Annotated in this window: 18 protein-coding genes and 1 pseudogene; 6 read left to right on the top strand and 13 right to left on the bottom strand. The window is 59.3% G+C overall.

Annotated features, from left to right (window positions below):
• Positions 1-22 precede the first annotated feature (22 nt).
• The 7 genes from wecB to acnA all read right to left on the bottom strand — a co-directional run bounded on the left by wecB (position 23) and on the right by acnA (position 10,414).
• Positions 23-1,141, bottom strand: a complete 1,119-nt coding sequence (wecB, locus tag ACEN8E_RS20315; RefSeq protein ID WP_495589606.1) for a non-hydrolyzing UDP-N-acetylglucosamine 2-epimerase — start codon at positions 1,139-1,141, stop codon at positions 23-25.
• Positions 1,142-1,227: 86 nt separating this feature from the next.
• Positions 1,228-2,619, bottom strand: a complete 1,392-nt coding sequence (locus ACEN8E_RS20310) for an undecaprenyl-phosphate glucose phosphotransferase (RefSeq protein ID WP_495593361.1) — start codon at positions 2,617-2,619, stop codon at positions 1,228-1,230.
• A gap of 617 nt (positions 2,620-3,236) precedes the next feature.
• The gene (gene rfaH, locus ACEN8E_RS20305; RefSeq protein WP_495589605.1) at positions 3,237-3,743 is read right to left on the bottom strand and encodes a transcription/translation regulatory transformer protein RfaH; all 507 of its coding nucleotides are present in this window, start codon (positions 3,741-3,743) and stop codon (positions 3,237-3,239) included.
• A 54-nt stretch (positions 3,744-3,797) separates the two neighbouring features.
• Positions 3,798-6,035: a polysaccharide biosynthesis tyrosine autokinase gene (locus ACEN8E_RS20300; RefSeq protein WP_495589604.1), complete on the bottom strand. Its 2,238-nt coding sequence runs from the start codon at positions 6,033-6,035 to the stop codon at positions 3,798-3,800.
• Positions 6,036-6,060: 25 nt separating this feature from the next.
• Positions 6,061-6,495, bottom strand: a complete 435-nt coding sequence (locus ACEN8E_RS20295) for a low molecular weight protein-tyrosine-phosphatase (RefSeq protein WP_495589603.1) — start codon at positions 6,493-6,495, stop codon at positions 6,061-6,063.
• A 218-nt stretch (positions 6,496-6,713) separates the two neighbouring features.
• The gene (locus tag ACEN8E_RS20290) at positions 6,714-7,502 is read right to left on the bottom strand and encodes a CPBP family intramembrane glutamic endopeptidase (protein ID WP_495589602.1); all 789 of its coding nucleotides are present in this window, start codon (positions 7,500-7,502) and stop codon (positions 6,714-6,716) included.
• A 170-nt stretch (positions 7,503-7,672) separates the two neighbouring features.
• Positions 7,673-10,414: an aconitate hydratase AcnA gene (gene acnA, locus ACEN8E_RS20285; RefSeq protein ID WP_495589601.1), complete on the bottom strand. Its 2,742-nt coding sequence runs from the start codon at positions 10,412-10,414 to the stop codon at positions 7,673-7,675.
• Between the two features lie 298 nt (positions 10,415-10,712).
• Here acnA and rlmM point away from each other — a divergent pair, with 298 nt between their 5' ends.
• Positions 10,713-11,786: a 23S rRNA (cytidine(2498)-2'-O)-methyltransferase RlmM gene (gene rlmM / locus ACEN8E_RS20280; RefSeq protein ID WP_495589600.1), complete on the top strand. Its 1,074-nt coding sequence runs from the start codon at positions 10,713-10,715 to the stop codon at positions 11,784-11,786.
• Positions 11,787-11,978: 192 nt separating this feature from the next.
• A complete protein-coding gene (tusA, locus tag ACEN8E_RS20275) occupies positions 11,979-12,230 on the top strand; it encodes a sulfurtransferase TusA (protein WP_057400193.1) in 252 nt (83 codons plus the stop codon).
• A gap of 145 nt (positions 12,231-12,375) precedes the next feature.
• Here the strand turns inward: tusA and ACEN8E_RS20270 are convergent, their stop codons facing one another.
• Positions 12,376-13,770 carry an MATE family efflux transporter gene (locus ACEN8E_RS20270; RefSeq protein WP_495589599.1) on the bottom strand — a complete coding sequence of 465 codons (1,395 nt, stop codon included), beginning with the start codon at positions 13,768-13,770 and terminating at the stop codon, positions 12,376-12,378.
• Positions 13,771-14,025: 255 nt separating this feature from the next.
• Here ACEN8E_RS20270 and pdxB point away from each other — a divergent pair, with 255 nt between their 5' ends.
• Positions 14,026-15,168: a 4-phosphoerythronate dehydrogenase PdxB gene (gene pdxB, locus ACEN8E_RS20265; protein ID WP_495589598.1), complete on the top strand. Its 1,143-nt coding sequence runs from the start codon at positions 14,026-14,028 to the stop codon at positions 15,166-15,168.
• A 64-nt stretch (positions 15,169-15,232) separates the two neighbouring features.
• On the opposite strand, the gene ACEN8E_RS20260 is transcribed toward pdxB, so the two are convergent.
• On the bottom strand, positions 15,233-16,195 hold the full coding sequence (locus ACEN8E_RS20260; RefSeq protein ID WP_495589339.1) for an IS110 family transposase: 963 nt from the start codon (positions 16,193-16,195) through the stop codon (positions 15,233-15,235).
• A gap of 379 nt (positions 16,196-16,574) precedes the next feature.
• Complete coding sequence (locus ACEN8E_RS20255; RefSeq protein WP_413421401.1) at positions 16,575-16,754, bottom strand: PA1571 family protein; 180 nt, start codon at positions 16,752-16,754, stop codon at positions 16,575-16,577.
• Between the two features lie 251 nt (positions 16,755-17,005).
• On the opposite strand from ACEN8E_RS20255, the gene ACEN8E_RS20250 reads away from it, so the two are divergent.
• A complete protein-coding gene (locus ACEN8E_RS20250) occupies positions 17,006-18,793 on the top strand; it encodes an ABC transporter transmembrane domain-containing protein (protein WP_495593360.1) in 1,788 nt (595 codons plus the stop codon).
• A 99-nt stretch (positions 18,794-18,892) separates the two neighbouring features.
• On the opposite strand, the gene ACEN8E_RS20245 is transcribed toward ACEN8E_RS20250, so the two are convergent.
• On the bottom strand, positions 18,893-20,821 hold the full coding sequence (locus tag ACEN8E_RS20245) for a transglycosylase SLT domain-containing protein (protein WP_495589597.1): 1,929 nt from the start codon (positions 20,819-20,821) through the stop codon (positions 18,893-18,895).
• A 213-nt stretch (positions 20,822-21,034) separates the two neighbouring features.
• Here ACEN8E_RS20245 and ACEN8E_RS20240 point away from each other — a divergent pair, with 213 nt between their 5' ends.
• A complete protein-coding gene (locus ACEN8E_RS20240) occupies positions 21,035-22,954 on the top strand; it encodes an ATP-binding cassette domain-containing protein (protein WP_495589596.1) in 1,920 nt (639 codons plus the stop codon).
• 188 nt (positions 22,955-23,142) lie between these two features.
• Here ACEN8E_RS20240 and ACEN8E_RS20235 read toward each other — a convergent pair whose 3' ends face one another.
• Positions 23,143-23,583, bottom strand: coding sequence for a universal stress protein (locus tag ACEN8E_RS20235; RefSeq protein ID WP_046041383.1), 441 nt, complete (start codon positions 23,581-23,583; stop codon positions 23,143-23,145).
• 104 nt (positions 23,584-23,687) lie between these two features.
• On the opposite strand from ACEN8E_RS20235, the gene ACEN8E_RS20230 reads away from it, so the two are divergent.
• Entirely contained in the window at positions 23,688-24,125 is a 438-nt protein-coding gene (locus ACEN8E_RS20230; RefSeq protein WP_495589595.1) for a hypothetical protein, read from the top strand.
• A gap of 16 nt (positions 24,126-24,141) precedes the next feature.
• Here the strand turns inward: ACEN8E_RS20230 and ACEN8E_RS20225 are convergent.
• Positions 24,142-24,219, bottom strand: a pseudogene (locus tag ACEN8E_RS20225) (outer membrane lipoprotein carrier protein LolA); the annotation flags it as partial.
• Positions 24,220-24,436: the final 217 nt, after the last annotated feature.

Below are 24,436 nucleotides of genomic sequence, written 5' to 3'. Positions count from 1 at the left end.
CGTTGGTTTCTTACAAATGGTCTTAGTGGGTTAGCAGCGCTTCAATAATGCGCTGACAGGCTTTACCGTCTCCATATGGATTGTGGGCAAAGCTCATAGTGCGGTAGGCATCGGCGTCGGTAAGTAAACTAGTCAACTCAAGGACAATGTCTGCGGTTTCTGTGCCTACCAATCTCACTGTACCTGCGGCGACTGCCTCTGGGCGCTCCGTGGTATCGCGCATCACCAGTACCGGCTTACCTAAAGATGGCGCTTCCTCCTGAATACCGCCCGAGTCGGTCAAGATGATGTGAGAGCGGGTCATCATGTAAACAAAGGGTAGGTAATCCAATGGCTCGATCAAATGAACATTGTCGATGCCGGAAAGCAACCGGTTGACGGGTTCACGAACATTAGGATTGAGGTGCACCGGATAAACGATATCGACCTCCGGGTTTTGTTGGGCGACTTCAATCAGCGCATTACAGATTCGCTCAAACCCGTCACCGAAGCTTTCTCGACGATGCCCGGTTACGAGAATCAATTTCCGGGAAGGGTCGAGAAATGCGCAAGGTGCGGCGGCTTTTTGATTGAGTTCCTGGTCCTTATCAAGTCGCGCCACTACGTCCAGTAATGCATCAATTACGGTGTTCCCTGTAACGATGATGCTTTCGGGGTTGACGCCTTCGCGTAGCAGGTTCGACTGCGAGGTTTCGGTAGGGGCGAAATGCAGGCTGGCCAGAGCGCCAGTCAACTTGCGATTGCCTTCTTCAGGCCAGGGCGAATAGAGATTGCCGGTACGCAGGCCCGCTTCAACGTGCGCGACTGGAATTTGTTGGTAGTAGGCCGCGAGGCTGGCGGCGAAGGTGGTCGCGGTATCACCGTGGACCAGGACAATATCCGGTTTGAATTGTGCAAATACGCCTTTCAAGCCCTGCAGGATAGCTGTGCTGACATCGGTCAGGTCCTGGCCGGACTTCATGATATTCAGGTCGAAGTCTGGGGTGATCGCAAACAGGTCAAGTACCTGATCAAGCATCTCTCGGTGCTGGCCTGTCACACAAACCTTCGCATCGAAGCGTTCGTCTGAGGCAAGAGCAAGAACCAGAGGGGCCATCTTGATAGCTTCGGGCCGAGTGCCGAAGACGCAGAGGGTTTTCATTGAATACGGGCCATTCTATTGGTGTTCGTTTGAGTCAAAAGTGCGCAGCGAAAGAGCGCACTACAGCGAGGAGCAGCAGACAGGCTTCAGTAGATGTTCTTTGACAACAAGGTGAAGGGAGTCTTGATCAGAATCTTGATATCGAGCCACAACGACCAGTTGTTGATGTACGCGAGATCAAGCTCTACACGCTTTTCCATCTTGTCGATGGTTTCTGTTTCGCCGCGATAACCGCTGATTTGAGCAAGTCCGGTAATCCCCGGTTTGATTCGGTGCCGAGCCATATAGGCGTCGATTTTGCCGGTGTAGTAATCGTTATGCGCCACGGCGTGAGGGCGAGGGCCTACCAGTGACATGCGGCCTTGCAGGGCATTGAACAGTTGTGGCAGTTCATCGAGGGAAGTGCGGCGGATGAACTGACCGACGCGGGTGACTCGAGGGTCGTCACGGCTGGCCTGTTTGACTTCCTGGTCGTCGTGCATACGCATCGAGCGAAACTTCCAGACCTTGATGATCTTGCCGTTCCACCCGTGGCGTTTCTGTTTGAACAGGATCGGGCCAGGGGATGAGCATTTGACGGCGATGGCGGTGGCCAGCAGTACCGGGCTAAGAAGGATTATCGCGATGAGTGCGACGGTTCGGTCCATTATCGCTTTAGAGGCGGCGGCGGTGGGGTAGGACGTCAGTGGGCTCTCGTTCAAGTGAATGGCGGGAAGGCCTTCGATATCACTTACGGAGTGGTTGAGCAGGATCAGGCTTTGCAGATCCGGGGTCCAGATGACGTCGACGCTGGAGTCCAGCAGGTCGATGTACAGGCCTTCGATCTGTTCGGCTTCTGTCAGCGGCAATGCGATGTAGAGGCGCCGAATCTGGTGGGTTGCGATCAGGTCCCGCAGGTGGGCAAGGCTGCCGATCACCGGGTACAGGCCATTGCTGGGCGAGGGGTGGTCGTCCGCGGCTACCAGGCCAACCAGTGGTTCGTTTCTGTTGCGAACCAATTTGTCCGCGAGTTCTTGAGCCAGGTCGCCGGTGCCGATAATCAGCGAGGTGCGGGCGGCTTGCAGCTTTTGCTGGTAACGCCGGGAGAGGTTATGCAGCGGTACATAGAGACAGGCTTGGAGTGCGAAACCGGCAATGGCGAGAATGATGATGACTTCGCGGGAAAAAAGCTCACTGGTTTTGGTGATAAACGCCACGACGGTCAAGCCGGAGAGTAGTACCAGCCAGCCAGCCAACAATCGGCCCAGTCCTACCAGATAGCCATGGTGTTTATGGTAGGCCTGCATCATTGAGTAGGCGGGTACCGAGCCGAGCAGTATGAATGCCGCGAGTATCCGGTAGTGGGCTTCGACTTCCCCGGTCTTCATGATTGCCAGTGCGCAGAGCAGGAGGATGAGTACGGAGATTGCGGCAAGCCATTGGGTCCAGAACGTAAGACCGCGACCGGCTGGTAGCGTGGTGTTGCGCTTGCGAATCAAAATAATCTCCCTTGCATCGATTTGGACATAACCTTCCTGGGTATGCCCGCTGTCTGGAGTGTTCACTCCATGCAGCTTTAGTTGCTGTTTGAGCCTCTGGCACAAACCGGTCTGTGTCGTGGCGTTTCCCTTATCCGTGACAGGGAACGCACTCGCCTTGGCCAATATCAAGGTTTTGGGCACGCTACCGCCCCAGGATTGACCGTTGGTTTCCTGAGAACGTGCGCCGTGGGTGCGACGAATGAGCCGATGCGCGAGCGCTGGCAGTTTATTTGGGGGGATGAGGCAGTCAATCGGGCAGGCCGAGCCATAGCTCAGCAGAGGACTATGCGTCTATTCCTTGACTATTGCACAGCGAGGGGACTGTGCAAGGCATCCTGCCGGAGTGAAGTAGTTAACCTCAGCCGGGGGCGCATTCTACCGAATTTGTAGGAAAAGTGAAGACGGATTTGTAGGATGGACCCACTAAAAGCGGGGTTTTTATTGGGCGAGGACTAGGTTCAGCTATATTTGCTGTGGTTCGGGCAGGGGTCGACATTGCAAGCAGTTTCAGCACTTACACGTCAGTCATTGATTTTTATTTTTGTTGTTTTCGGTGAGCAAAACGATAGGGGGGATCAGGTTTTTTCTATTGCGTCGATCGGTACGCTGAGGGTGTGTTCGCGGTGCAGGAGCTGGAGCAGGATCACGATGCGTTCGGCACCGTCGCGGGCCAGGAATATCGCATCCAGTTCCTTATAGCTGCCGCGGTTGATGCGCACCCGGTCGCCGGGTTCGAATGCTGCGGACTCTACGGGCGCCTCGTTGAGCTGCTGTTGCAATTGCTCGATGAGATCGTCAGCGACCGCAATCGGTAGATTGCCGAACGTCACCAGTTGGTTGACGCCGCGGGTGGAGCGGATCGGGTGCCAATTATCGTTGAGTTGGTCGAGCTGAATAAAAAGGTAGCCGGGGAATAGAGACTCCACTGAGGTGCTGCGGCGACCGCGTTGAATACGTTCGACCTGTTGCGTTGGTCGGTAGCAGGTGAAACTCTGGCGAATCAGGTTTTCCTCGGCGCGGGCGTCTTGCCGGGGTTTGCACTGGATCAGGTACCAGCGTGGGGGAGGGTGCGGGCGAGGCATGCTGAGGGCTCTCATGGGTGAATCAGGGCAGCGGCGCTGCCCTGATGTCCGGTGTCACTTTTTGTCCGAGGCGTATTCGTATTGATAGTAGCTGTAGTTGCCGTAGCCGTACGCTGAAGCTTTGCGCTCCACGGCGTTGAAAATCGCACCCTTGACCACGATGCCGTTCTGTTCGAAGCGGCGCTTGGTCACGGCGATCTCTTTGGCGGCGTTTACGCCGAAACGGGTCACGATCAGGTTCGTGCCGGACTGGCGGCCAACCAGGGCGGCGTCGGTCACTGCGAGGATTGGCGGGGTATCGATGATCACCAGGTCGTACTGGCTGCTGACTTGCTCCAGGAACTGGGTGAAGTTGCTGTGCATCAGCAGTTCGGATGGGTTTGGTGGGATCTGACCGCGGGTGATGACGTGCAGGTTGTCCACTTCGGTGGAGTGGGTTGCCTTGTTCAGGTCAATTTTGCCGGCGAGCAGGTCGGACAAACCGTTGCTCACGTCCAGGCGGAACATTTTGTTCAGGTAGCCTTTACGCATGTCGGCGTCGACCAGCAGTACCTTTTGTCCGGTCTGGGCAATGATGGCTGCCAGGTTGCACGAGACGAAGGATTTACCCACGGCCGGACTTGGGCCGGAAATCATCAGGATGTTGTTTTTCGCTTCAAGGGTCGCGAAGTGCAGGCTGGTACGCAGGCTGCGCAACGATTCGACGGCGAGGTCGGCAGGGTTGTTCACGGCTAGCAACAGGGAGCCGGTAGAAGCGCGGCTGTTGCCCTTCAACGTACCTTCAATCTGGGACTGACCCTTGCTGAGAGGGATCGACGCGTAAACCGGGATGCCGAGTTGTTCGATGACCTCTGGGTCTTCGACGCCACGATTCATCGCTTTACGAACCAGCACGTAAGCCACGGCAAGCAAGCCACCGAGAAAGGTCGCGATCAATACGATCAGTGCCTTTTTCGGCTTAACCGGTTTTTCGATGTTCGCATCTGCCGAGTCGATTACTCGAACGTTTCCGACTGTGCCCGCGCGGACAATATCCAGTTCCTGGGTTTTATTCAGCAGCTGAGTGTAGATGTCGGTGGTAACTTGCATGTCGCGAGTCAATCGCAACAGTTCCTGCTGGGTCTCTGGCAGGTTTTTGACCTTTTTTTCCAGTCCTCGCTTCTGTTGGTCGAGTTGTCCCATTTGGGTCATTAACGCCTGGTAGGACGGATGCTCGCGGGTGAAGCGGTGTTCCATCTCGGCTTGCTTCAGCTTCAACTCGGAAATCAGGGTTTCCAGGGCCACGATTTGATCAAGCACTGCTTTTGTTTCGATGGTGATGTCCACAGAGCGAGCGCTGCTCTGGTAGGCATTCAACTGGCCTTCGGCTTTCTCAAGTTGCTTTCGTACATCCGGTAACTGGGTGCGCAGAAACTCCAGGCTTTGTGCTGCTTCGGCGGAGTTGCGCTGGACGTTCTGCAGTACATAGAGCCTGTTAATTTCGTCCAGTACTTTGTTGGCCATCGCCGGATCTTCGTTTTCCAACGATAGCGCGATAATGCCGGACTCTTTACCGCGCTCACTTGCTGACACAGCATCCTGATATTGCAGGATAGTATTGAGGCGACGCTGCTTTGTAACGTTGAACAGCGCGCCCGCATTAGCATTCAGGGTCGAGATTTGCAGTTTAAAACCGTTTTGTTCGAGCTTTTCACCAGCCTGACCGTGAAGGAGGTCTTCATCATCATTTAGCAGGGTAAAGGCACCATTACCCTCTGAGCGCAGCTTCAGCCCTTTGCCAAGATAAGCATCCGGCACTTCCAGTTGGAAAATATCCAGTTTTTCACCGCCCCATGTATAGCTGTCCAAGCCGAGTAGTGGTGCGGCCACTTGGTGTTCACTAGCGGGCTCAAAGCGCCGGCTCAAAAAGTGTCCAATAAATGGGAAATAGTTCGGCTCGATAATGATATCGAGTTTGAGGTTCTCAACTGCCTTGCCGAGTACCGCGCGGGATTTAAGCAGCTCAATCTCGGTCACCGCCGGAGATGTGCCACCGAACATCTCACTCATTTCCCCTATGCCACCCAAAGCAGACATGCCGCCTTTTTTCTGTTCAACCTGAACCAGCGCATTGGCCTGGTAAACCGGTGTCGACAGCACGGCATACGCAACACCCACCGCGCAAAAGAACGCAGTGATGCCAACAATGATCCACTTGCTGTCGATCAAGGTGCCGAAGAGTGCGAGCAGATCGATGTCGTCATCGTCGTCGTCGCGGTGTTCCTGGAGGGGGAGGCTGTTTGGGCTTTGCATGCGGGGTACTTTTACAAGGGGGTGATTATAGTTTTTGCGACCAGCTGTCGACGCCTTGCGTCATCAGTTGGTAGACGTGTTCGAAGGCGACCTTCTGTTGGCGATAGGGGTCGGGGATTTCCTGGTTGTTCTGCCACTTGCCCAGCAGGAACGTTTTGCCCTGTGCTTCCGGTGCCATTTGCACGATGCGTTTGATGTGGCCTGTTTCCATGGTGAGGATCAGGTCGGCCTGTTGCAGCAGTTCACGGGTCAGTTGCCGGCCTTTGTGGTCCGGGTGGTCGCCATGGTGTTCGCGCAGGACTTCCAGCGCAGTGCTGTCCATGGGTTTGTCCACCAGGGCGTGGATGCCCGCTGAACTCACATCAATGCCGCGCTCGGCCAGTCTGCTTTTCAGCAGGGCCTCGACGGTGGGGCTTCGGCAGATGTTGCCGATGCAAACGACCAGGATTTTATTGAACATAGGGGCTGCGCAAGTTGCGATATCAAGTGTGAAAACCGCACAGGCAGGGGGAAAGGAGATGGCGTGTGGATTCCGTTCCCGCGCTACTGTACGGCTATCTCCGGTGGCTAACTGCTACCGGGGCCATTTTAAAAGCGTGCACTCTAGTGGTGTAGGGGGGGAGGGTCAAGGCTCGACTGTTACTTTCTGTCATACGGTTGTTCGGTTCGTCGCGGTGACTATCCTGCCATCGGGTAGGTGAACAGTCCGAAGTGCATCAGGTTCAAGCCGAAGTGGCTGAGGATGGCTGCGCCCAATCCACCGTAACGGTAGGCGAGGCCGTAACCGACCCCGGCCAGACTTGCCAGTACCACCCATTGCCCGCCGGCCCCGGCGTGGCCCAGGCCGAAAATCAGAGACGCCAGCAGCAGGGCGAGGTTTTCACCCTGGGGCAGGGTTTTCATGATCCGGCTCAGTCCGCCCTGGATATAGCCGCGAAACAACGCTTCCTCGACCAGGGTTACCAGCAACAGGTTGTTGAGCATCCATAGCCAGGCCTGGTCCGGCCATTTTGGCGCCCAGGTGATAATGCCCATCAGCAGCGCACCGCCCAGCGCCAGCACGGCGCTCAACGGCAGTGCCAGCACGCTGGCATAAAGGAAGGCGCGCAACGAGCAGCGACCGACAATCCATGGGCAGGCCAACAGCAGCCAGAAGCCGATCAGGGGTTTGTCCAGATTCAGGAACATGGAATACGACACGGCGTTTTCGCTGAAACGCTGCAGAGCAATGCCGCGACCGTTATGGAAGCCCGGTAGCCAGTGCAATGCCAGGGCCAGCGCCAGGACGATGAACAGGCCGTGGCCGAGGATGCGTAGTCCGGGGATTACTTGTTGGCGAACGGTGAAGCCTGCGGACAACAGCAGCATTACCGAGATTGCCGCCAGCCAATCGAGGTGGCCGTAGGTGAGCGCCAATCCGTAGCCGAGGCAGAGCAGGGCCAGAAAAGTCCATGGCAGGGCAGGCATGTAAAGTCCTTGTGTCGGGATTACGCTGTGCGCCCCTGATCCCACAGGTTGTGTGTCGGACACACTATTTGGGGCGATTCCATTGCAAGTGGCGCGCGATTATAGGGATGTAGGCGACATAAACAAAAACACCGCCCGAAGGCGGTGTCTGTTTGTGTATTGCTCGTCAGTTACGAGGCAATCAATTGCCGCAACACGTAATGCAAGATCCCGCCCGATTTGAAGTACTCCACTTCATTGAGGGTATCGATCCGGCACAGCACTTCGATTTTTTCGCGGTTGCCGTTTTCGCGGGTGATGACCAGGGTCAGGTTCATCCGTGGCGTCAGTTCGACGCCGGTCAAGCCGAGGATGTCCAGGGATTCACTGCCGTTGAGGTTCAGGCTCTTGCGGTTCTGATCCAGCTTGAACTGCAACGGCAGCACGCCCATGCCCACCAGGTTGGAGCGGTGGATCCGTTCGAAGCTTTCGGCGATGACCGCTTTGACTCCCAGCAGGTTGGTGCCTTTGGCCGCCCAGTCGCGACTCGATCCGGTGCCGTATTCCTGGCCGGCGATCACCACCAGCGGGGTGCCCGAAGCCTGATAGCGCATGGCGGCGTCGTAGATCGGCATTTTCTCCCCGGTGGGAATATAGCGGGTGTTGCCGCCTTCCTCGCCGCCGAGCATTTCGTTGCGTATGCGGATGTTGGCGAAGGTGCCGCGCATCATCACTTCATGATTGCCGCGTCGCGAGCCATAGGAATTGAAGTCCCGCGGCTCCACGCCTTTGTTGCGCAGGTATTGCCCTGCCGGGCTGTCGGCCTTGATGTTGCCGGCGGGGGAGATGTGGTCGGTGGTCACCGAGTCGCCGAGCAGTGCGAGGACGCGCGCGCCGCTGACGTCCCTGACCACTGGCGGTGGACCGCCGATGTCGTCGAAAAACGGCGGATGCTGGATGTAGGTCGAGTCGTCCTGCCATATATAGGTCGCCGCTTGCGGGACTTCAATCGCCTGCCATTGCTCGTCACCGGCAAACACTTCGGCGTATTCCTTGTGGAACATCGCGGTGTTGACCTGATTCACCGCGTCGGCAATTTCCTTGCTGCTTGGCCAGATGTCCCGCAGGTAAACCGGTTTGCCGTCCTTGTCATTGCCCAGCGGCTCGCGGCTGAGGTCGGTGCGTACCGTGCCCGCCAGCGCATAGGCGACCACCAGCGGCGGGGAGGCCAGCCAGTTGGTTTTCACCAAGGGATGCACCCGGCCTTCGAAGTTGCGATTGCCCGAGAGCACGGAAGCCACGGTGAGGTCGGCTTGCTGGATGGCTTTTTCGATGGGCTCCGGCAGCGGCCCGGAGTTGCCGATGCAGGTGGTGCAGCCATAGCCGACCAGGGCAAAGCCCAATTCATCGAGGTATTGGGTCAGGCCGGCCGCCTTGTAGTAGTCGGTGACCACTTTCGAGCCCGGTGCCAGCGAGCTCTTCACCCACGGCTTGCGTTTCAGGCCTTTTTCCACGGCTTTCTTCGCCACCAGCCCGGCGGCCATCATCACGCTCGGGTTGGAGGTGTTGGTGCAGGAGGTGATGGCGGCAATCACCACCGCGCCGTTTTTCAGGCGATAGGTCTGGCCTTCGTGGTGGTAATCCGCTTCACCGGCCAGATCGGCGTTGCCGACCGCAACGCCGCCACCGCCTTCACTTTCCAGGCGGCCTTCTTCCTTGCTGGTGGGTTTGAATTGCAGGTCGATGAAGTCACTGAAGGCTTGGGCGACATTCGGCAGCGACACCCGGTCCTGCGGGCGTTTTGGCCCTGCCAGGCTGGCTTCGACGCTGCCCATGTCCAGCGCCAGGCTGTCGCTGAACAGCGGTTCCTGCCCGGGCAGGCGCCACAGGCCCTGAGCCTTGCTGTAGGCCTCGACCAGTTGCACCGTTTCCAGGGGCCGGCCGGACAGGCGCAGGTACTCCAACGTTACGTCGTCTACCGGGAAGAAACCGCAGGTGGCGCCGTATTCCGGGGCCATGTTGGCGATGGTCGCGCGGTCGGCCAGCGGCAGGTCGGCGAGGCCGTCGCCGTAGAACTCGACGAATTTGCCCACCACGCCTTTCTTGCGCAGCATCTGGGTGACGGTCAGCACCAGGTCGGTGGCGGTGATGCCTTCCTTGAGCTTGCCGGTGAGTTTGAAACCGATCACTTCGGGAATCAGCATCGACACCGGTTGCCCGAGCATCGCCGCTTCCGCCTCGATACCGCCGACGCCCCAGCCGAGCACGCCGAGGCCGTTGATCATGGTGGTGTGGGAATCGGTGCCCACCAACGTGTCGGGGAAGGCATAGGTATGGCCGTCCTCGTCCTTGGTCCAGACCGTGCGGCCGAGGTATTCAAGGTTCACCTGGTGGCAGATCCCGGTGCCCGGCGGCACCACGCTGAAATTGTCGAAGGCGCTCTGGCCCCAGCGCAGGAACGCATAACGTTCGCCATTGCGCTGCATTTCGATGTCGACGTTCTGTTCGAAGGCGCTGCTGCTGGCGAACTTGTCGACCATCACCGAGTGGTCGATCACCAGGTCCACCGGCGACAACGGGTTGATCCGCTGCGGATTGCCGCCAGCCTTGGCCATCGCTGCGCGCATGGCGGCCAGATCGACCACGGCGGGAACGCCGGTGAAATCCTGCATCAACACCCGTGCCGGGCGGTACTGGATTTCGCGGTCGGAGCGACGCTCCTTGAGCCAGGCAGCAATCGCCTTGAGGTCGGCGCCGGTGACGGTTTTTTCGTCCTCCCAGCGCAGCAGGTTTTCCAGCAGGACTTTCAACGACATCGGCAGCTTGTCCAGCTCACCCAGGCTTTTGGCGGCAGCGGGCAGGCTGAAGTAGTGGTAGGTCTTGTCGCCGACTTGCAGGGTTTTCAAAGTCTTCAGGCTATCGAGGGACGGCATTGCAATCACTCCTTTAAGTCCGCACGGCTACGGACAGAGGGGACGGGCAGAGCATTAAACCTAGCCCTGTTTTCGGTAGCTGGCTAATAACCGGACTCTATCGACAAGCTCCAGTTCCCGATCTCGGCTATCATGCGCCGGTTTTCGTGACAGGCTTTGCTTCAGGGCAAGCGGTCTCTCTTTGTGGGAGCGCGCCTGCTCGCGATGGACGTAAACGATAACGAGGGCTGCCTGAATGAACGCGGCGCCCTCACATCCATCGCGAGCAGGCTCGCTCCTACAGGGTCCAGGAGTAACAATGAACACCCTATTCATGCATTGCCGGCCGGGCTTCGAAGGTGAAGTCTGTTCCGAGATTTCCGACCTTGCCGCTCGGCTGAACGTGGCCGGTTATGCCAAGGCCAAGGCGGCAACCGCCTGTGCCGAGTTTGTCTGCACCGAACAAGACGGCGCCGAGCGCCTGATGCGCGGGCAGCGTTTCGCCGAACTGATCTTCCCGCGCCAGTGGGCCCGGGGGATTTTCATCGATCTGCCGGAAACCGACCGCATCAGCGTGATCCTCGATCATATGGCGGACTTTCCGCTGTGCGGCAGCCTGTGGCTGGAAATGGTCGATACCAACGACGGCAAGGAGCTGTCGAATTTCTGCAAGAAATTTGAAGTGCACCTGCGCAAGGCGCTGATGGCCGCTGGCAAATTGGTCGAGGACGCGCACAAGCCGCGTCTGCTGCTGACCTTCAAGAGCGGCCGTGAAGTGTTCATGGGCCTGGCCGAGTCGAACAACTCGGCCATGTGGCCGATGGGCATTCCCCGCTTGAAGTTTCCACGGGAGGCGCCGAGCCGTTCGACCCTGAAGCTGGAAGAGGCCTGGCACCACTTCATCCCGCGTGACCAGTGGGACGAGCGCCTGCACAGCGACATGACCGGCGTCGACCTGGGGGCCGCTCCCGGTGGCTGGACCTGGCAACTGGTCAACCGCGGCATGCTGGTGACCGCCATCGACAACGGCCCGATGGCCGAAAGCCTGATGGACACCGGTCTGGTGCAACATCTGATGGCCGACGGTTTCACCTTCAAGCCCAAGCAGCCGGTGGACTGGATGGTCTGCGACATCGTCGAGAAGCCGGCGCGCAACGCCGCGATGCTGGAAGAGTGGATCGGTGACGGTCATTGCCGCGAGGCGGTGGTCAACCTCAAGCTGCCGATGAAGCAGCGTTACGCCGAAGTGAAACGGTTGCTGGAGCGTATTGCTGATGGTTTCAAGGCGCGGGGCATCAAGGTCGAGATCGGCTGCAAGCAGCTGTACCACGACCGCGAGGAAGTGACCTGCCATTTGCGTCGGCTGGACGTGAAGAAACCCAAGTCCCGTTGAAACACCGCAACCCCCTGTAGGAGCGAGCCTGCTCGCGATGGACCTGAGAGCGCATTGGGGTGTCAGGCATCCAGCGTTATCGTTGACGACCATCGCGAGCAGGGCTCGCTCCTACAAGGGGGCGGCGTAATGCCACAGGTGACCGAACGCCCGGCAATGCGCGACAATGCCGGCCAGTTTCAGGAGTTAATCATGAGTGAAATGCTTGATACGCCGGTAGACGGCACCCTCGACGCCACCGGCCTCAACTGCCCCGAGCCGGTGATGATGCTGCACCAGCACATTCGTGACCTGGTGCCAGGCGGCCTGCTCAAGGTGATCGCCACCGACCCGTCGACCCGACGCGACATTCCCAAGTTCTGTGTGTTTCTCGACCACGAACTGGTGGGGCAGCACGAGGAGGAAGGTACCTACCTCTACTGGATTCGCAAGAAGTCTGTTTAAGCTCGCATCATGACGCCACTGTAGGAGCGAGCTTGCTCCGGGCGGCGTTCCGACGATGGACTCGAGAGCGCCGCGTTTAACCAGCAAGCCCGCGTTTTCGTTAACGACCATCGCGAGCGAGCTCGCTCCTACAGGATTGCTGCGATCAACCCAGGCTGTTACGAATCCGTTTGCGCGCACTGAGCGTCAGGCGGATCGACAGCATCAGCGCCGCACAGCTCAAACCGGCAATCAACCCTTCCCACAGCCCGCTCGGGCCGCTGGCCGGACCGAACCAGTCGGTCAGCCCCAGCACGTAACCGACCGGCAGGCCGATGCCCCAATAGGCGAACAAGGTCAGGATCATCGTCACCCGGGTGTCCTGGTAGCCACGCAACGCGCCCGCGCAAATCACCTGGATGGCATCGGAAAACTGATACAGCGCGGCATAGACAATCAACATCGACGCAATCTGGATCACGTTCCTGTCAGGTGTGTAGATCGAGGCGATAGGTTCGCGCAGAAGCAGGATCAGGCTCGCCGAGAACGCCGCGAACACCAGTGCTGCGCCGAGCCCGACCTTCGCCGCGAAGCGCGCCTGCCAGGGATTGCCGGCCCCCAGTGCCTGACCCACCCTCACCGTTACCGCCATGCCCAGCGAGTAAGGAATCATGAACAGCAAGGAGCTGATATTGAGGGCGATTTGATGCCCGGCCACCACGGTGGAGCCGAGACTGCCGATCAACAGGGCAATGACCGCGAAGATGCTGGACTCGGCGAAAACCGCGATACCGATCGGCAGGCCAATCCCGACCAGGCGCTTGATCACCGCCCATTGCGGACGGTCGAAGCGTACCAGCACACGGGTGCGGGCATAGAAGGGCGCCCAGAACGTCCAGCCGGCCATGCTCAACGCCATGAACCACATCACGATGCCGCTGGCCCAGCCGCAACCGACACCGCCCAGGGCCGGTGCACCGAAGTGGCCATAGATCAACGTGTAGTTCAGCGGGATGTTCAGCAACAGGCCGCACAGGCCAATGGCCATGCTCGGACGGGTCCGCCCCATGCCGTCGCTGTAGCAGCGCAGTACGTAATAAAAAGCCATGCCCGGCAAGCCGAAGGCGATACCGTGCAGGTAACCCATGCTCGGCTCGATCAATTGCGGGTCGACTTTCATCCAGTGCAGGATCGGCTCGGCGCTGAGTAGCAGGCCACTGCCGATCAACCCGACACACAAAGCGAGCCACAACGCCTGGCGCACCAGTGGCCCGATCTGGTCAAACTGCCCGGCACCATAACGTTGTGCGACCTTGGGTGTGGTCGCCAGCAGGACGCCGGACATCAACAGGTAGACCGGAATCCAGATCGAGTTGCCCAAGGCCACGGAGGCCAGGTCCCGCGGGCTGACGCGGCCGGCCATCACTGCATCGACGAAGCCCATGGCCGTGGTGGCCAGTTGCGCGATCATGATGGGCAGGGCCAGGCCAAGCAGGCCCTTGAGCTCCAGGCGAACCGGGGTCGTGCGTGAGGCGGCGGTAGTGTCAGTCACGGAATTCACAAGCGAAGCGTCCAGAGGTTTTGATGCGCAAGGCTGCGCATTCTACGCGTTGACGCATCGGTCAGGAAAAGACTGTGTTGGGTATTTGTAATCGCACCGCTCTCCCTGTAGGAGCGAGCTCGCTCGCGATGGATGTGAGGGCGCCGCGTTCATTCAGGCAGCCCTCGTTATCGTTAACGCCCATCGCGAGCATGCTCGCTCCTACACAGGGATGCATTCTGCGCCTACACTGCCAACCCGCCAAAGGAGCCTGCCATGCTGATTGTTGCCGACGAAAATATCCCCCTGCTCGATGCTTTCTTTGAAGGTTTCGGTGAAATCCGCCGGATGCCGGGCCGCGCCATCGACCGTGCCACGGTCGAGCAAGCCGATGTGCTGCTGGTGCGTTCGGTGACCAACGTCAACCGCGCGCTGCTCGAAGGCAGCAAGGTGCGCTTTGTCGGGACGTGCACCATCGGCACCGATCATCTGGATCTGGATTACTTTCAGCAGGCCGGTATCACCTGGTCCAGCGCACCGGGCTGCAATGCCCGCGGTGTGGTCGACTATGTGCTCGGCAGCTTGCTGACCCTGGCCGAAATCGAAGGCGCCGACCTGACCCGGCGTACCTACGGTGTGGTCGGTGCCGGTGAAGTGGGCGGCCGGCTGGTCAAGGTCCTGCAGGGCTTGGGCTGGAAGGTGCTGGTGTGCGATCCACCACGGCAAGCGGCTGAAGGCGGTGACTACGTCAGCCTCGAGCAGATCATCGAGTCGTGCGACGTCATCAGTCTGCACACGCCATTGACCAAACAGGGCCCGCTATCGACCTGGCATCTGTTCGATGAAAAACGTCTGAACCAGCTCAGGTCCGGCACCTGGCTGATCAATGCCAGTCGCGGCCCGGTGGTCAACAACGCGGCACTGCGCAATGTGCTGCTGGAGCGCGAAGACCTGCAAGCGGTGCTCGATGTCTGGGAAGGCGAGCCTGAAGTCGACGTGGCGCTCGCCGAACTGTGCGTGCTGGCAACGCCGCACATTGCCGGTTACAGCCTCGATGGCAGGCAGCGGGGGACTGCGCAGATCTATCAGGCGTATTGCGACTTCTTCGGACAACCGGCCCGCGTCAACCTGAGCGATTTGCTGCCGGCACCGTGGCTGTCGCACGTGACCCTGGATGCGCGTACCCATCCGGCCTGGGCGTTGGCGATGCTGTGCCGTGGCGTGTATGACCCGCGCCGTGACGATGCGGATTTCCGTCGCAGCCTGGTCGGCAGTGTCAGCGAACAGCGTGCGGCATTCGATGTGCTGCGCAAGCAATACCCGTCGCGCCGTGAGATCGACGGGTTGCAGGTGCGGATCGAGGGTGACTCGGCTGAGCTGCGAAGGATTGTGGCGGCGTTGGGGGCGACGGCAATCTGATAGACCGCGGCGGTCTCGCTCCCACACTGGATCTTCATGCACCACAAATCCCCTGTAGGAGATTCTATGTTGCAGGGGAACCCTGTTGCTTTAAATTTGGCTGGTATTCGCTCTGATTTTTCATGAGGGCGAATGCCACCCGACAGAGCTTGCGGGCGAGGATGACCAGAGCCTGAGTTCTGGCCAGGCCTCTTGCCAAGTAAGACTCATAGAGCGGTTTCCAGACGGGAGACCGGCAAGCCGCCATTGCTGCATTGTGCGCAAGACGCCGCAGCTCCCCATCGCCTTTTTTGCTCAAGTGGCGCGGGCTGTGCTTCTTTCCTGAGTCCTTCGGCCTCAGGTCCATTCCCAAAAAGGCAATAAACGCATCGGCACTGGCGAATTGACCACGCATAAAAGTGGCTGCCAGACCCGTGGCCGTGAGCTCGCCAATCCCTTCAATCGCTTGGCAACGTCTGATGTTTTCGGTGATCCCGGCCTCTTGGCTGGCTTTGCGCAGCAATTTCTGAATAGCCTGATCAGTCTGTTTGAAGTGCTCCAGCTCTTGGGCCAGAAGGTCTTTGAGAAGGGGCTCACTCGACCAACTCAGCATGATGCTAACCCGGGCTTTCATCAGTTCTGCACGTTTGTTGAGGAGGCTTTTCAACACGGTGTAGAGCTTCGGAGGTGGATTCCAGATGCGAAGCCGATCCTGCTCACTGGTCAGGTAACGTGCCAGCAAACGCGCATCACAGGGGTCGGTTTTTGCTCGCTGGCCAATGCTTTCGCGGTAGTGGCTCACCCGATAAGGGTCCACAACGTAAACTCGGTGCCCCATGCCATGGGCCAGTTCAGCGGTATCCAGGTGGTAGAGACTGGTGGCTTCCAAGGCAATCGAGCTTTGCGCCGGCAGGGATTTGAGCCAGCGCCCAATAGCTGTGCGATCGTTGTTGATGAACTGAGTGATTTTCAGATCTTCGCGGTAAACGACGATTTCTGCCTTGGCCACATCGACACCAACCACCGTTGGCGAGGTAAGGATTGTCATGACGAATCCTCGGAGCTAGGGTTTAAGTGCTTGTCGGGGTCTACCGTAGCGCTGGCTTGCCTCTATCGTCGGTATTAACCGATGAATTCCTTATCGGCGCTTTAGGTAGAAAGGGCGGAACGAGAAGTCTCCCACGGTCCGTACTGGCTAGAGTCGGAATCGAGCTTTTAGTCCCGCCCACCCCTTCAAGTCTAAACATACAAGCGAGCCTTGCTCGCGATGAACCTGAGAGCACAACGGGGTGTCAGGTTTCCCTCGTCATCGTTGACAACCATCGCGAGCAGGGCTCGCTCCTACAGAGAGCGGGGCTAATTGCCTTTTTTGCCGGCAATAAAAAACCCGGCCAACAATGGGCCGGGTCAAGAAGACGGTGGCTATATCACTTTTGTTCGGCAGGTTTGACCAATCGTTTTTCCAGCTCGCGGCAAGCGGTCTGGATCATCTTTTCAGTGATCGGTACTTCGCGGCCCTGCTCGTCAATAATCGAGCAACCCAGAGACTGGTCTGGTTGCGTGCGGATCACTTGAATCTTGTCATCGCTGCTGTGTTGCAAGGACATGGCCTGTCTCCTCATCAGGTTGTGCGTTTACTGTAGATCCGCCAGGTGACCGGGCTATGACAACTCCCTGCGATCTTTCCGGGGGGACAAGACCAGTCCAACAGAAATGCCACGACGTGGCTAGCCGAACTTTAGACCAATAGCGTCTAGCCTCTAGTGTTGGCGGACATAATTAACCTGACTCATTGTGATTTGCAGGGAGCCACCCCATTGAGCGGTGTAGGCTGACTCTATTGACTGCTTTGTTCTGGATGAATGCGATGCTCACTGTTCGTCACCGTCGTGCCTTTCGCCTGGCCAGCCGTTTCATCGCGCCCTATCGCTGGCAGGCCTTCGGCGCCTTGCTGGCGTTGATCGTCACCGCTGGCATCACCTTGTCCATGGGGCAGGGCATTCGCCTGCTGGTGGACAAGGGGTTCATGACCCAGTCACCGCATCTGCTCAACCAGTCCATCGCCCTGTTCATGTTGCTGGTCATGGGGCTGGCGATCGGTACATTCGTACGGTTTTACCTGGTGTCGTGGATCGGCGAGCGCTGTGTCGCCGACATCCGGCGTCAGGTGTTCAATCATCTGATTTATCTGCACCCCGGGTTCTACGAAGACAATCGCAGTTCCGAAATCCAGTCCCGCCTGACCGCCGATACCACGCTGCTGCAGTCGGTCATCGGTTCTTCGCTGTCGCTGTTCTTGCGCAATCTGTTGATGGTGATCGGCGGGATCGTCCTGTTGTTCATCACCAACCCCAAGCTCAGCAGCATCGTGGTGGTGGCCTTGCCCCTGGTGATTACGCCGATCCTGATCTTCGGACGCCGGGTGCGTAACCTCTCACGCCTGAGTCAGGACCGGATTGCCGATATCGGCAGTTATGTGTCGGAAACCCTTGGCCAGATCAAGACCGTGCAGGCCTACAACCATCAGGCCCAGGACGAGGGGCGGTTTGCCGTGACGGTGGAGGAGGCCTTCAATACCGCGCGCAAGCGAATCTTCCAGCGGGCGTGGCTGATTACCCTGGTGATCGTGCTGGTATTGGGCGCGGTCGGGGTGATGCTCTGGGTTGGCGGCATGGACGTCATCGCCGGGCGAATTTCCGCTGGCGAGCTGGCGGCGTTCGTGTTCTACAGCCTGATCGTCGGCAGTGCGTTCGGCACCTTGAGCGAGGTGATCGGTGAATTGCAGCGGGCGGCCGGCGCGGCCGAACGGATTGCCGAGTTGCTGCGCTCGGAAAACATCATTCTGCCGCCGGTGTCCGGTACGGTGACACTGCCGGAGCGGGTCGACGGCCACCTGCAATTGCAGAATGTGCGGTTTTCCTACCCGTCGCGGCCGGAAAGTTATGCTGTCGACGGCTTGAACCTGACCGTCAATGCCGGTGAGACGTTGGCGCTGGTCGGTCCATCAGGGGCCGGGAAATCGACGGTGTATGACTTGCTGCTGCGTTTTTACGACCCGGCCGAGGGACGTATCCTGCTCGATGGCGTGCCCTTGACTCAACTCGACCCGCTGGATCTGCGCCGTTGTTTCGCCCTGGTGTCGCAAACCCCGGCGCTGTTTTTCGGCAGCATTGAAGAAAACATTCGCTATGGCAATCCGAAGGCGACGTCGGCCGAGGTGCAGGAAGCGGCAAAAATCGCTTACGCCCATGACTTTATCGAAGCGATGCCCAATGGTTACCAGACGCATCTGGGGGATGGGGGGCTCGGCCTGTCCGGCGGCCAGCGCCAACGCCTGGCCATCGCCCGCGCGTTGCTGGTGGACGCCCCGATCCTGCTCCTCGACGAAGCCACCAGCGCCCTCGACGCCCAGAGCGAACACCTGATCCAGCAGGCGTTGCCGAGCCTGATGAAAAACCGTACCACCCTGGTGATTGCCCATCGCCTGGCCACGGTGAAAAACGCCGACCGGATCGCGGTGATGGATCAGGGGAAGCTGGTGGCGGTGGGGACGCATCAGCAACTGATTGCCAGCAATGCGTTGTATGCGCGGTTGGCGGCGTTGCAGTTCAGTGATGGATTGATAAACGCTGGGGAACTCTTGTAGGGGCGAGCCTGCTCGCGATGGTCGTCAACGATGACGCGGGATGCCTGGCACCCAGCGGCACTCTGATGTCCATCGCGAGCAGGCTCGCTCCTACAGTGATCATTGATCGTCGAAGTAGCGCTCATGCCAATCCACGATCGGCTGTGGCGAATTGAGCTTCTGACCGTAGATCACCGAGTACGACAATACGTTTTGCACGTACTGGCGGGTTTCGTCGAACGGGATGCTTTCCACCCACACGTCGAAACTCAGGTGGTCGGCACCGCGCAGCCATTGGCGTACGCGGCCGGGGCCGGCGTTGTAGGCAGCGGAGGCAAGCACGCGGTTGCCGTTGAACTGACTGTGCACCTGGCTCAGGTAAGCGGCGCCGAGCTGGATGTTCTTGTCCGGATCGAACAATTGCTGTGGCGAGCTGTAGGGAATGCTGAACTTGCGTGCGGTTTCCTTGGCAGTGGCGGGCATCAGTTGCATCAGGCCCGAGGCGCCGACTCCGGAACGGGCGTCGTCCATGAACGCACTTTCCTGGCGGGTGATGGCGAACGCCCAGCTCGGATGCAGGCCGCGGTTCTTCGCTTCGCGGACCAGGGTTTCTCGGTGAGCCATCGGGAAGCGGATATCCAGGTCATCCCAATACTGCGCCTGACTGATGGTGCGGATCGCCGGGAAGTACCATTTCAGGTCATAGGCCAGCTTGGCCTGGGCGACCATTTCGTCGCGGCTGAAGTGACGGCTGACGTAATACCACTCGCGGCGACCATCGACGACCTGCCCGCGGGCGTGCAGCTCCAGGGCGCGGCGCACGCCGGGGGTGTTGCGCACCTTGTTGATGGTGGCCTGGCTGAGCACCAGCGGTTTGTTGAGCAGGGAGTAGGGCGACTGTGAGCGATCGGCGGCAAGGAAACCGTAGAAGTCGCGTTCGCGGGCCAGGCTTTTATAGAGCGTCTGCGCTTCCGGATTCTGCGGTTGCGCCAGTTCCAGACTACGGGCCTGCCAGTAGCGCCAGCGGTTGGTGGTGGCCAGATCCTGAGGCAGGCGGCGGGTCAACTGATAGGCATCGTCCCAGCGCGCCAGGCGCAGGAGCAGGCGCAAGCGCCATTCGGAAACCGTGTTGTCGCGCAGCTCGGGGTCGTATTTGGTCATGACATCCAGTGCACGGCTGTCGAAGCGTCGTGCGAGGGTCAGGCCGATTTCCCGGGCGATCGCCACTTTTTCATCCCGGGAGAAGTGCATGCTGCTGGCGTAGCCATCAAGCAGGTCCATGGCCTTGTCCGGGTCCTGGCGAGCCAGGCGGCGCAGGCCGAGGCTGACAACGTCGGACATGGCTTCATCGGCCGGGGTGAAGCGTGACGGCTGATTGAGCAGTTCCGGTTTCTGTGCGACGTCCACCAGCAAGCGACCGCGAGGGGCGAGGTTGGTCATGCCGTTGACCAGGCTGTTGGCCAGCGGGTAGTTGCGCGCCTGGGCGGCGAGTTTGGCGCGCTCCCAGCGTTTCTGCTCGGTCAACTGGCCGTCTGCGGCCCACATGCCGAACACGGCATCGCAGGCTTCGGGTTGGGATTTACCGGTCAGCCAGAGCTTTTCAGTGTTGGCATAACCTTCGGATTTGAGGTTATGGCTGATCTGGTACTGCGCATTCAGGCAGTCCAGTTCGGTGAAGTTCATCTTGTGGTCGTAATACCTGACGAAGGTCGCCCAGTCGTCCCGCTCCGCCAACCAGCGCAACCAGCGTAGTTTCATCCAGTTGGCCTGGGGCAGGTCACCGTGTTCGGCGAGGAATTTCTCGATTTCGGCGTTGCTCGCGGTTTTCAGGCGCGCGGTCAGCTCGTCGTAGGCCAGGTACGGTTCCAGTGGATAATCGGCGAGGGCCTGGCTGTAACGGAAGTACGGGCCGCTATCGCCCTTGGCCAGGGCGCGTTTGGCTTCATCGTAATATTGGCGTTGGGTGGAAAGGTCCACCGCCTGGGCGGATTGAACGGCAGCGGCAGAGAGAAGAAAGCAGGATAAAAGTCTGAAGAGGCGACTGCGCATGAGACGTCCGGGCAGAGAAATCATGACAAGTGCGGGCCGGGCCCGCACTGAATTGTCTGTAGCTTAGCCTTTTGCCAGCAGCCGGCGAAAGCTTTGCGGGTCTTCGCGCATCAGTTCGCAACATTTGTCGTTCAGAGTACTGCGAGAGTGAAATTGCCGGCCTTCTGAAGCCTCAAGTCAGGTAGAATGCGCGCCCGGTTTTTGGAGAAGCTCATGACCCTGCTCAAATTCAGCGATGTGTCCCTTGCTTTCGGCGCTATGCCGTTGTTGGACAAGGTGTCCTGGCAGATCGCCCGTGGTGAGCGGGTGTGCATCATCGGCCGCAACGGCACTGGCAAGTCCAGCATGATGAAGCTCGTCAAGGGCGACCAGAAGCCCGATGACGGCTCCGTTTGGCGCGCACCCGGGCTCAAGATCGGCGAATTGCCGCAAGAATTGCCGGTAGCCGACGAGCGGACAGTGTTCGACGTGGTGGCCGAAGGCCTGGATGGCGTCGGTGCGTTGCTCGCCGAGTATCACCACCTGAGCCAGAACATCGTCACCGATGCCGATCTGGACAAGCTGATGCACGTCCAGCACGACCTCGAAGCCCGCGATGGCTGGCGCTTGCAGACGCTCGTCGACAGCACCTTGAGCCGCCTGCAACTGCCGGCCGACAAGACCCTGGCCGAGTTGTCCGGCGGCTGGCGTCGTCGCGTCCTGCTGGCCCAGGCCCTGGTGTCCGAGCCGGACCTGCTGCTGCTCGACGAGCCGACCAACCACCTGGACATCGGTGCCATCGCCTGGCTTGAAGAAGCGCTGAAGGATTTCCAGGGCGCCGTGCTGTTCATCACGCACGACCGTTCTTTCCTGCAGAACCTGGCGACCCGCATCCTCGAACTGGATCGCGGCGGCCTGATCGACTGGAACGGCGACTACGCCAGTTTCCTCGTGCACAAAGAAGCCGCACTGGCCGCCGAAGAAACCGCCAACGCCTTGTTCGACAAGCGCCTGGCCCAGGAAGAAGTGTGGATTCGCCAGGGCATCAAGGCCCGTCGTACCCGCAACGAAGGCCGCGTACGTGCGCTCAAAGCCTTGCGTGTCGAGCGCAGCGAGCGTCGTGAGCGTACCGGCAAGGCCAACATCCAGCTGGAAACCGCCGACAAGTCCGGCAAGCAGGTGATGGTGCTCGATAACGTGAGCTTCGCTCACCCGGACGGTCCGTTCCTGATCAAGGACTTCTCCATGGTGCTGCAGCGCGGCGACCGTATCGGTCTGCTCGGCGCCAACGGTACCGGCAAGACCACGCTGCTGAAGCTGATGCTCAGCGGCTTGCAGCCAACCAGCGGCAAAGTGGAAGAGGGCACCCGGATCGATGTCGCCTACTTCGACCAGTTGCGCCATCAGCTGGACCTGGAAAAAACCGTGATCGACAACGTCGCCGAAGGTCGCGACTTCATCGATATCGACGGCCAGAGCCGCCATGTACTGAGCTACCTCGGCGACTTCCTGTTCAGCCCGCAGCGTGCGCGCACGCCAGTCAAAGCGCTGTCCGGTGGTGAGCGTGCCCGCCTGTTGCTGGCCAAGTTGTTCAGCAAGCCGGCGAACCTGCTGGTACTCGACGAACCGACCAACGACCTCGACGTCGAAACCCTCGAATTGCTCGAAGAGGTCCTGCTGACCTTCAACGGCACCGTACTGATGGTCAGCCACGACCGGGCATTCCTCGACAACGTGGTCACCAGTACCCTGGTCTTCGAAGGTGAAGGCAAGGTTCGCGAATACGTCGGTGGCTACCAGGACTGGCTGCGCCAGGGCGGCTCGCCGCGCCTGCTGGGCGTGACCGAGAGCAAGTCTGGCAAGGCCGACCTGAACTCCGCCGTGGTGAAGGCCGAGCCTGCGCCGGTGGCGGCAGTGGTCGAAGCACCTGTGGCGAAGAAAAAGCTCAGCTACAAGTTGCAGCGCGAGCTGGAAGCGTTGCCGGGGCAGATCGAAGCCATGGAGCAGCAGATTGCCGCCGTTGAAGCACAGATGGCAGATGCGGGCTTCTATCAGCGTCCTGCTGCCGAAACGGCTGCGGTGATTGCCCAGCTGGAGCAGTTGCAGGCTGAGCTCGACATCATGGTCGAGCGTTGGGCCGAGCTGGATGCCTGATTGATCCGGCAATAAAAAAGCCCGGCTTCACACACGTGAACGCCGGGCTTTTCATATGCAATGCAATCAATTCCCTGTAGGAGCGAGCTCGCTCGCGATGAACCTGAGAGCGCCGCGGGGTGTCAGGCTGCCCGCGTCATCGTTGGCGACCATCGCGAGCCAGCTCGCTCCTACAGGGTGGCGTGTAGTCAGCTTTTGTTTTGCAGGCGCACCGCCAGTACATCGCAAGGCGCGCCATGCAATACGTCATTGGCGGTGGAGCCCAGCAGCAGTGCCAGGCCGTGCCGGCCATGGCTGCCCACCACGATCAGGTCGCAGGTTTGCTCCTTGGCCAGGTGGTGAATCTCCTGGCGTGGCTGGCCGTAGGTCAGATGGCTGTATTCCCTGGAGAGCTCTGGATATTTGAGGATCAACCGGTCGAGGCGCTCTTTGGCCTGGTCGAACTGCTGTTGTTGCAGTTGTGACAGGTCCATCGGCACGTCGCCACCGAAGGCCATGGCCATCGGTTCGACAATGTGCACCAGTGACAATTTCGCGCCGTTGCTCACCGACAGCTCGCGAGCGCGGTGGATCACAGGGTCGCACTCTTCGGTCAGATCTACAGCGACCAGAATATGGTTGTAGGGCATGAGGTGCTCCTCCTGAGGATTGCAATATTGGTAAGTATGGCTGGTTTCAAGCGCATTGGTTCCAAAGTGACACAATGGGCTCATCAAGAATCGGGAGTACAGATATGACGGTCTGGATAGTGGTGTCAATCCTGCTGGTGGTACTCAGCCCGCTGGCATGGTTGCGCCCTTCACGTGCCCAGAGTGGGCGTATCGCCCTGCGCATGGAGGCCCGGCGCATTGGCCTGGCCATGCAACTGGCGCCTCAGGAATGGCCGCACTGGCTGAGCCAGGAGCCGCCAAGCCCGTGCGCCCAGTACCATCGCCCGCGCCGCGGCAGTCAGCCGGCGTGCTGGAGCTACTGGCAAAAATCACCGGGGCTGTGGGTGAATCAATGGCAGGAAGCCTGCGAGGATCAAGCGCTGCTCAATCATTTCGAAAAATTGCCAGGTAACGTCTACAAGGTCGAGGCTGACAAACAGATCATCGCTTTGTATTGGGGCGAGAAGGGCGAGGCCGAGGTATTGCAGCACATCGACGCCACCCTCAAGGCGCTGGCCTGAAACCCGACCCCCCTCATGTAGGAGCGAGCCTGCTCGCGATGAACCTGAGAGCACCACGGGGTGTCAGGTATCCCACGTCATCGTTGACGACCATCGCGAGCAGGCTCGCTCCTACAGGTGTTTTTCGCAGGCAATAAAAAGCCCGACATTCATCATCGGGCTGGAGTTGGCCAGGCAGGCCGGTAAAAACGGTGTGGGCTGATCTTGCGCTGGGCGTTCGCCGAAGCGTTCAACTTTTTCCCCTGGTTTCGCCAGCGTAGCTCGTTAAACACGGGCTGCAGCGAATTAGGGCGATTTTTCTAAAGATTGAT

The organism is Pseudomonas sp. Pseusp9 (genome assembly GCF_059491265.1).
The sequence above is the reverse complement of the archived record's forward strand: the minus strand, read 5'-3'. Positions and strand labels throughout refer to the sequence as shown.

Excerpts from the sequence above, each read along its gene's own strand:
- ACEN8E_RS20245 (WP_495589597.1), bottom strand. The coding sequence starts at position 20,821 with ATGCGCAGTCGCCTCTTCAGACTTTTATCCTGCTTTCTTCTCTCTGCC.
- ACEN8E_RS20295 (WP_495589603.1), bottom strand. The coding sequence starts at position 6,495 with ATGTTCAATAAAATCCTGGTCGTTTGCATCGGCAACATCTGCCGAAGC.
- wecB (WP_495589606.1), bottom strand. The coding sequence starts at position 1,141 with ATGAAAACCCTCTGCGTCTTCGGCACTCGGCCCGAAGCTATCAAGATG.
- rfaH (WP_495589605.1), bottom strand. The coding sequence starts at position 3,743 with ATGCCTCGCCCGCACCCTCCCCCACGCTGGTACCTGATCCAGTGCAAA.
- ACEN8E_RS20230 (WP_495589595.1), top strand. The coding sequence starts at position 23,688 with ATGACGGTCTGGATAGTGGTGTCAATCCTGCTGGTGGTACTCAGCCCG.
- tusA (WP_057400193.1), top strand. The coding sequence starts at position 11,979 with ATGAGTGAAATGCTTGATACGCCGGTAGACGGCACCCTCGACGCCACC.
- ACEN8E_RS20290 (WP_495589602.1), bottom strand. The coding sequence starts at position 7,502 with ATGCCTGCCCTGCCATGGACTTTTCTGGCCCTGCTCTGCCTCGGCTAC.
- ACEN8E_RS20255 (WP_413421401.1), bottom strand. The coding sequence starts at position 16,754 with ATGTCCTTGCAACACAGCAGCGATGACAAGATTCAAGTGATCCGCACG.
- ACEN8E_RS20240 (WP_495589596.1), top strand. The coding sequence starts at position 21,035 with ATGACCCTGCTCAAATTCAGCGATGTGTCCCTTGCTTTCGGCGCTATG.
- ACEN8E_RS20250 (WP_495593360.1), top strand. The coding sequence starts at position 17,006 with ATGAATGCGATGCTCACTGTTCGTCACCGTCGTGCCTTTCGCCTGGCC.
- ACEN8E_RS20260 (WP_495589339.1), bottom strand. The coding sequence starts at position 16,195 with ATGACAATCCTTACCTCGCCAACGGTGGTTGGTGTCGATGTGGCCAAG.
- rlmM (WP_495589600.1), top strand. The coding sequence starts at position 10,713 with ATGAACACCCTATTCATGCATTGCCGGCCGGGCTTCGAAGGTGAAGTC.
- acnA (WP_495589601.1), bottom strand. The coding sequence starts at position 10,414 with ATGCCGTCCCTCGATAGCCTGAAGACTTTGAAAACCCTGCAAGTCGGC.
- pdxB (WP_495589598.1), top strand. The coding sequence starts at position 14,026 with ATGCTGATTGTTGCCGACGAAAATATCCCCCTGCTCGATGCTTTCTTT.
- ACEN8E_RS20235 (WP_046041383.1), bottom strand. The coding sequence starts at position 23,583 with ATGCCCTACAACCATATTCTGGTCGCTGTAGATCTGACCGAAGAGTGC.
- ACEN8E_RS20300 (WP_495589604.1), bottom strand. The coding sequence starts at position 6,035 with ATGCAAAGCCCAAACAGCCTCCCCCTCCAGGAACACCGCGACGACGAC.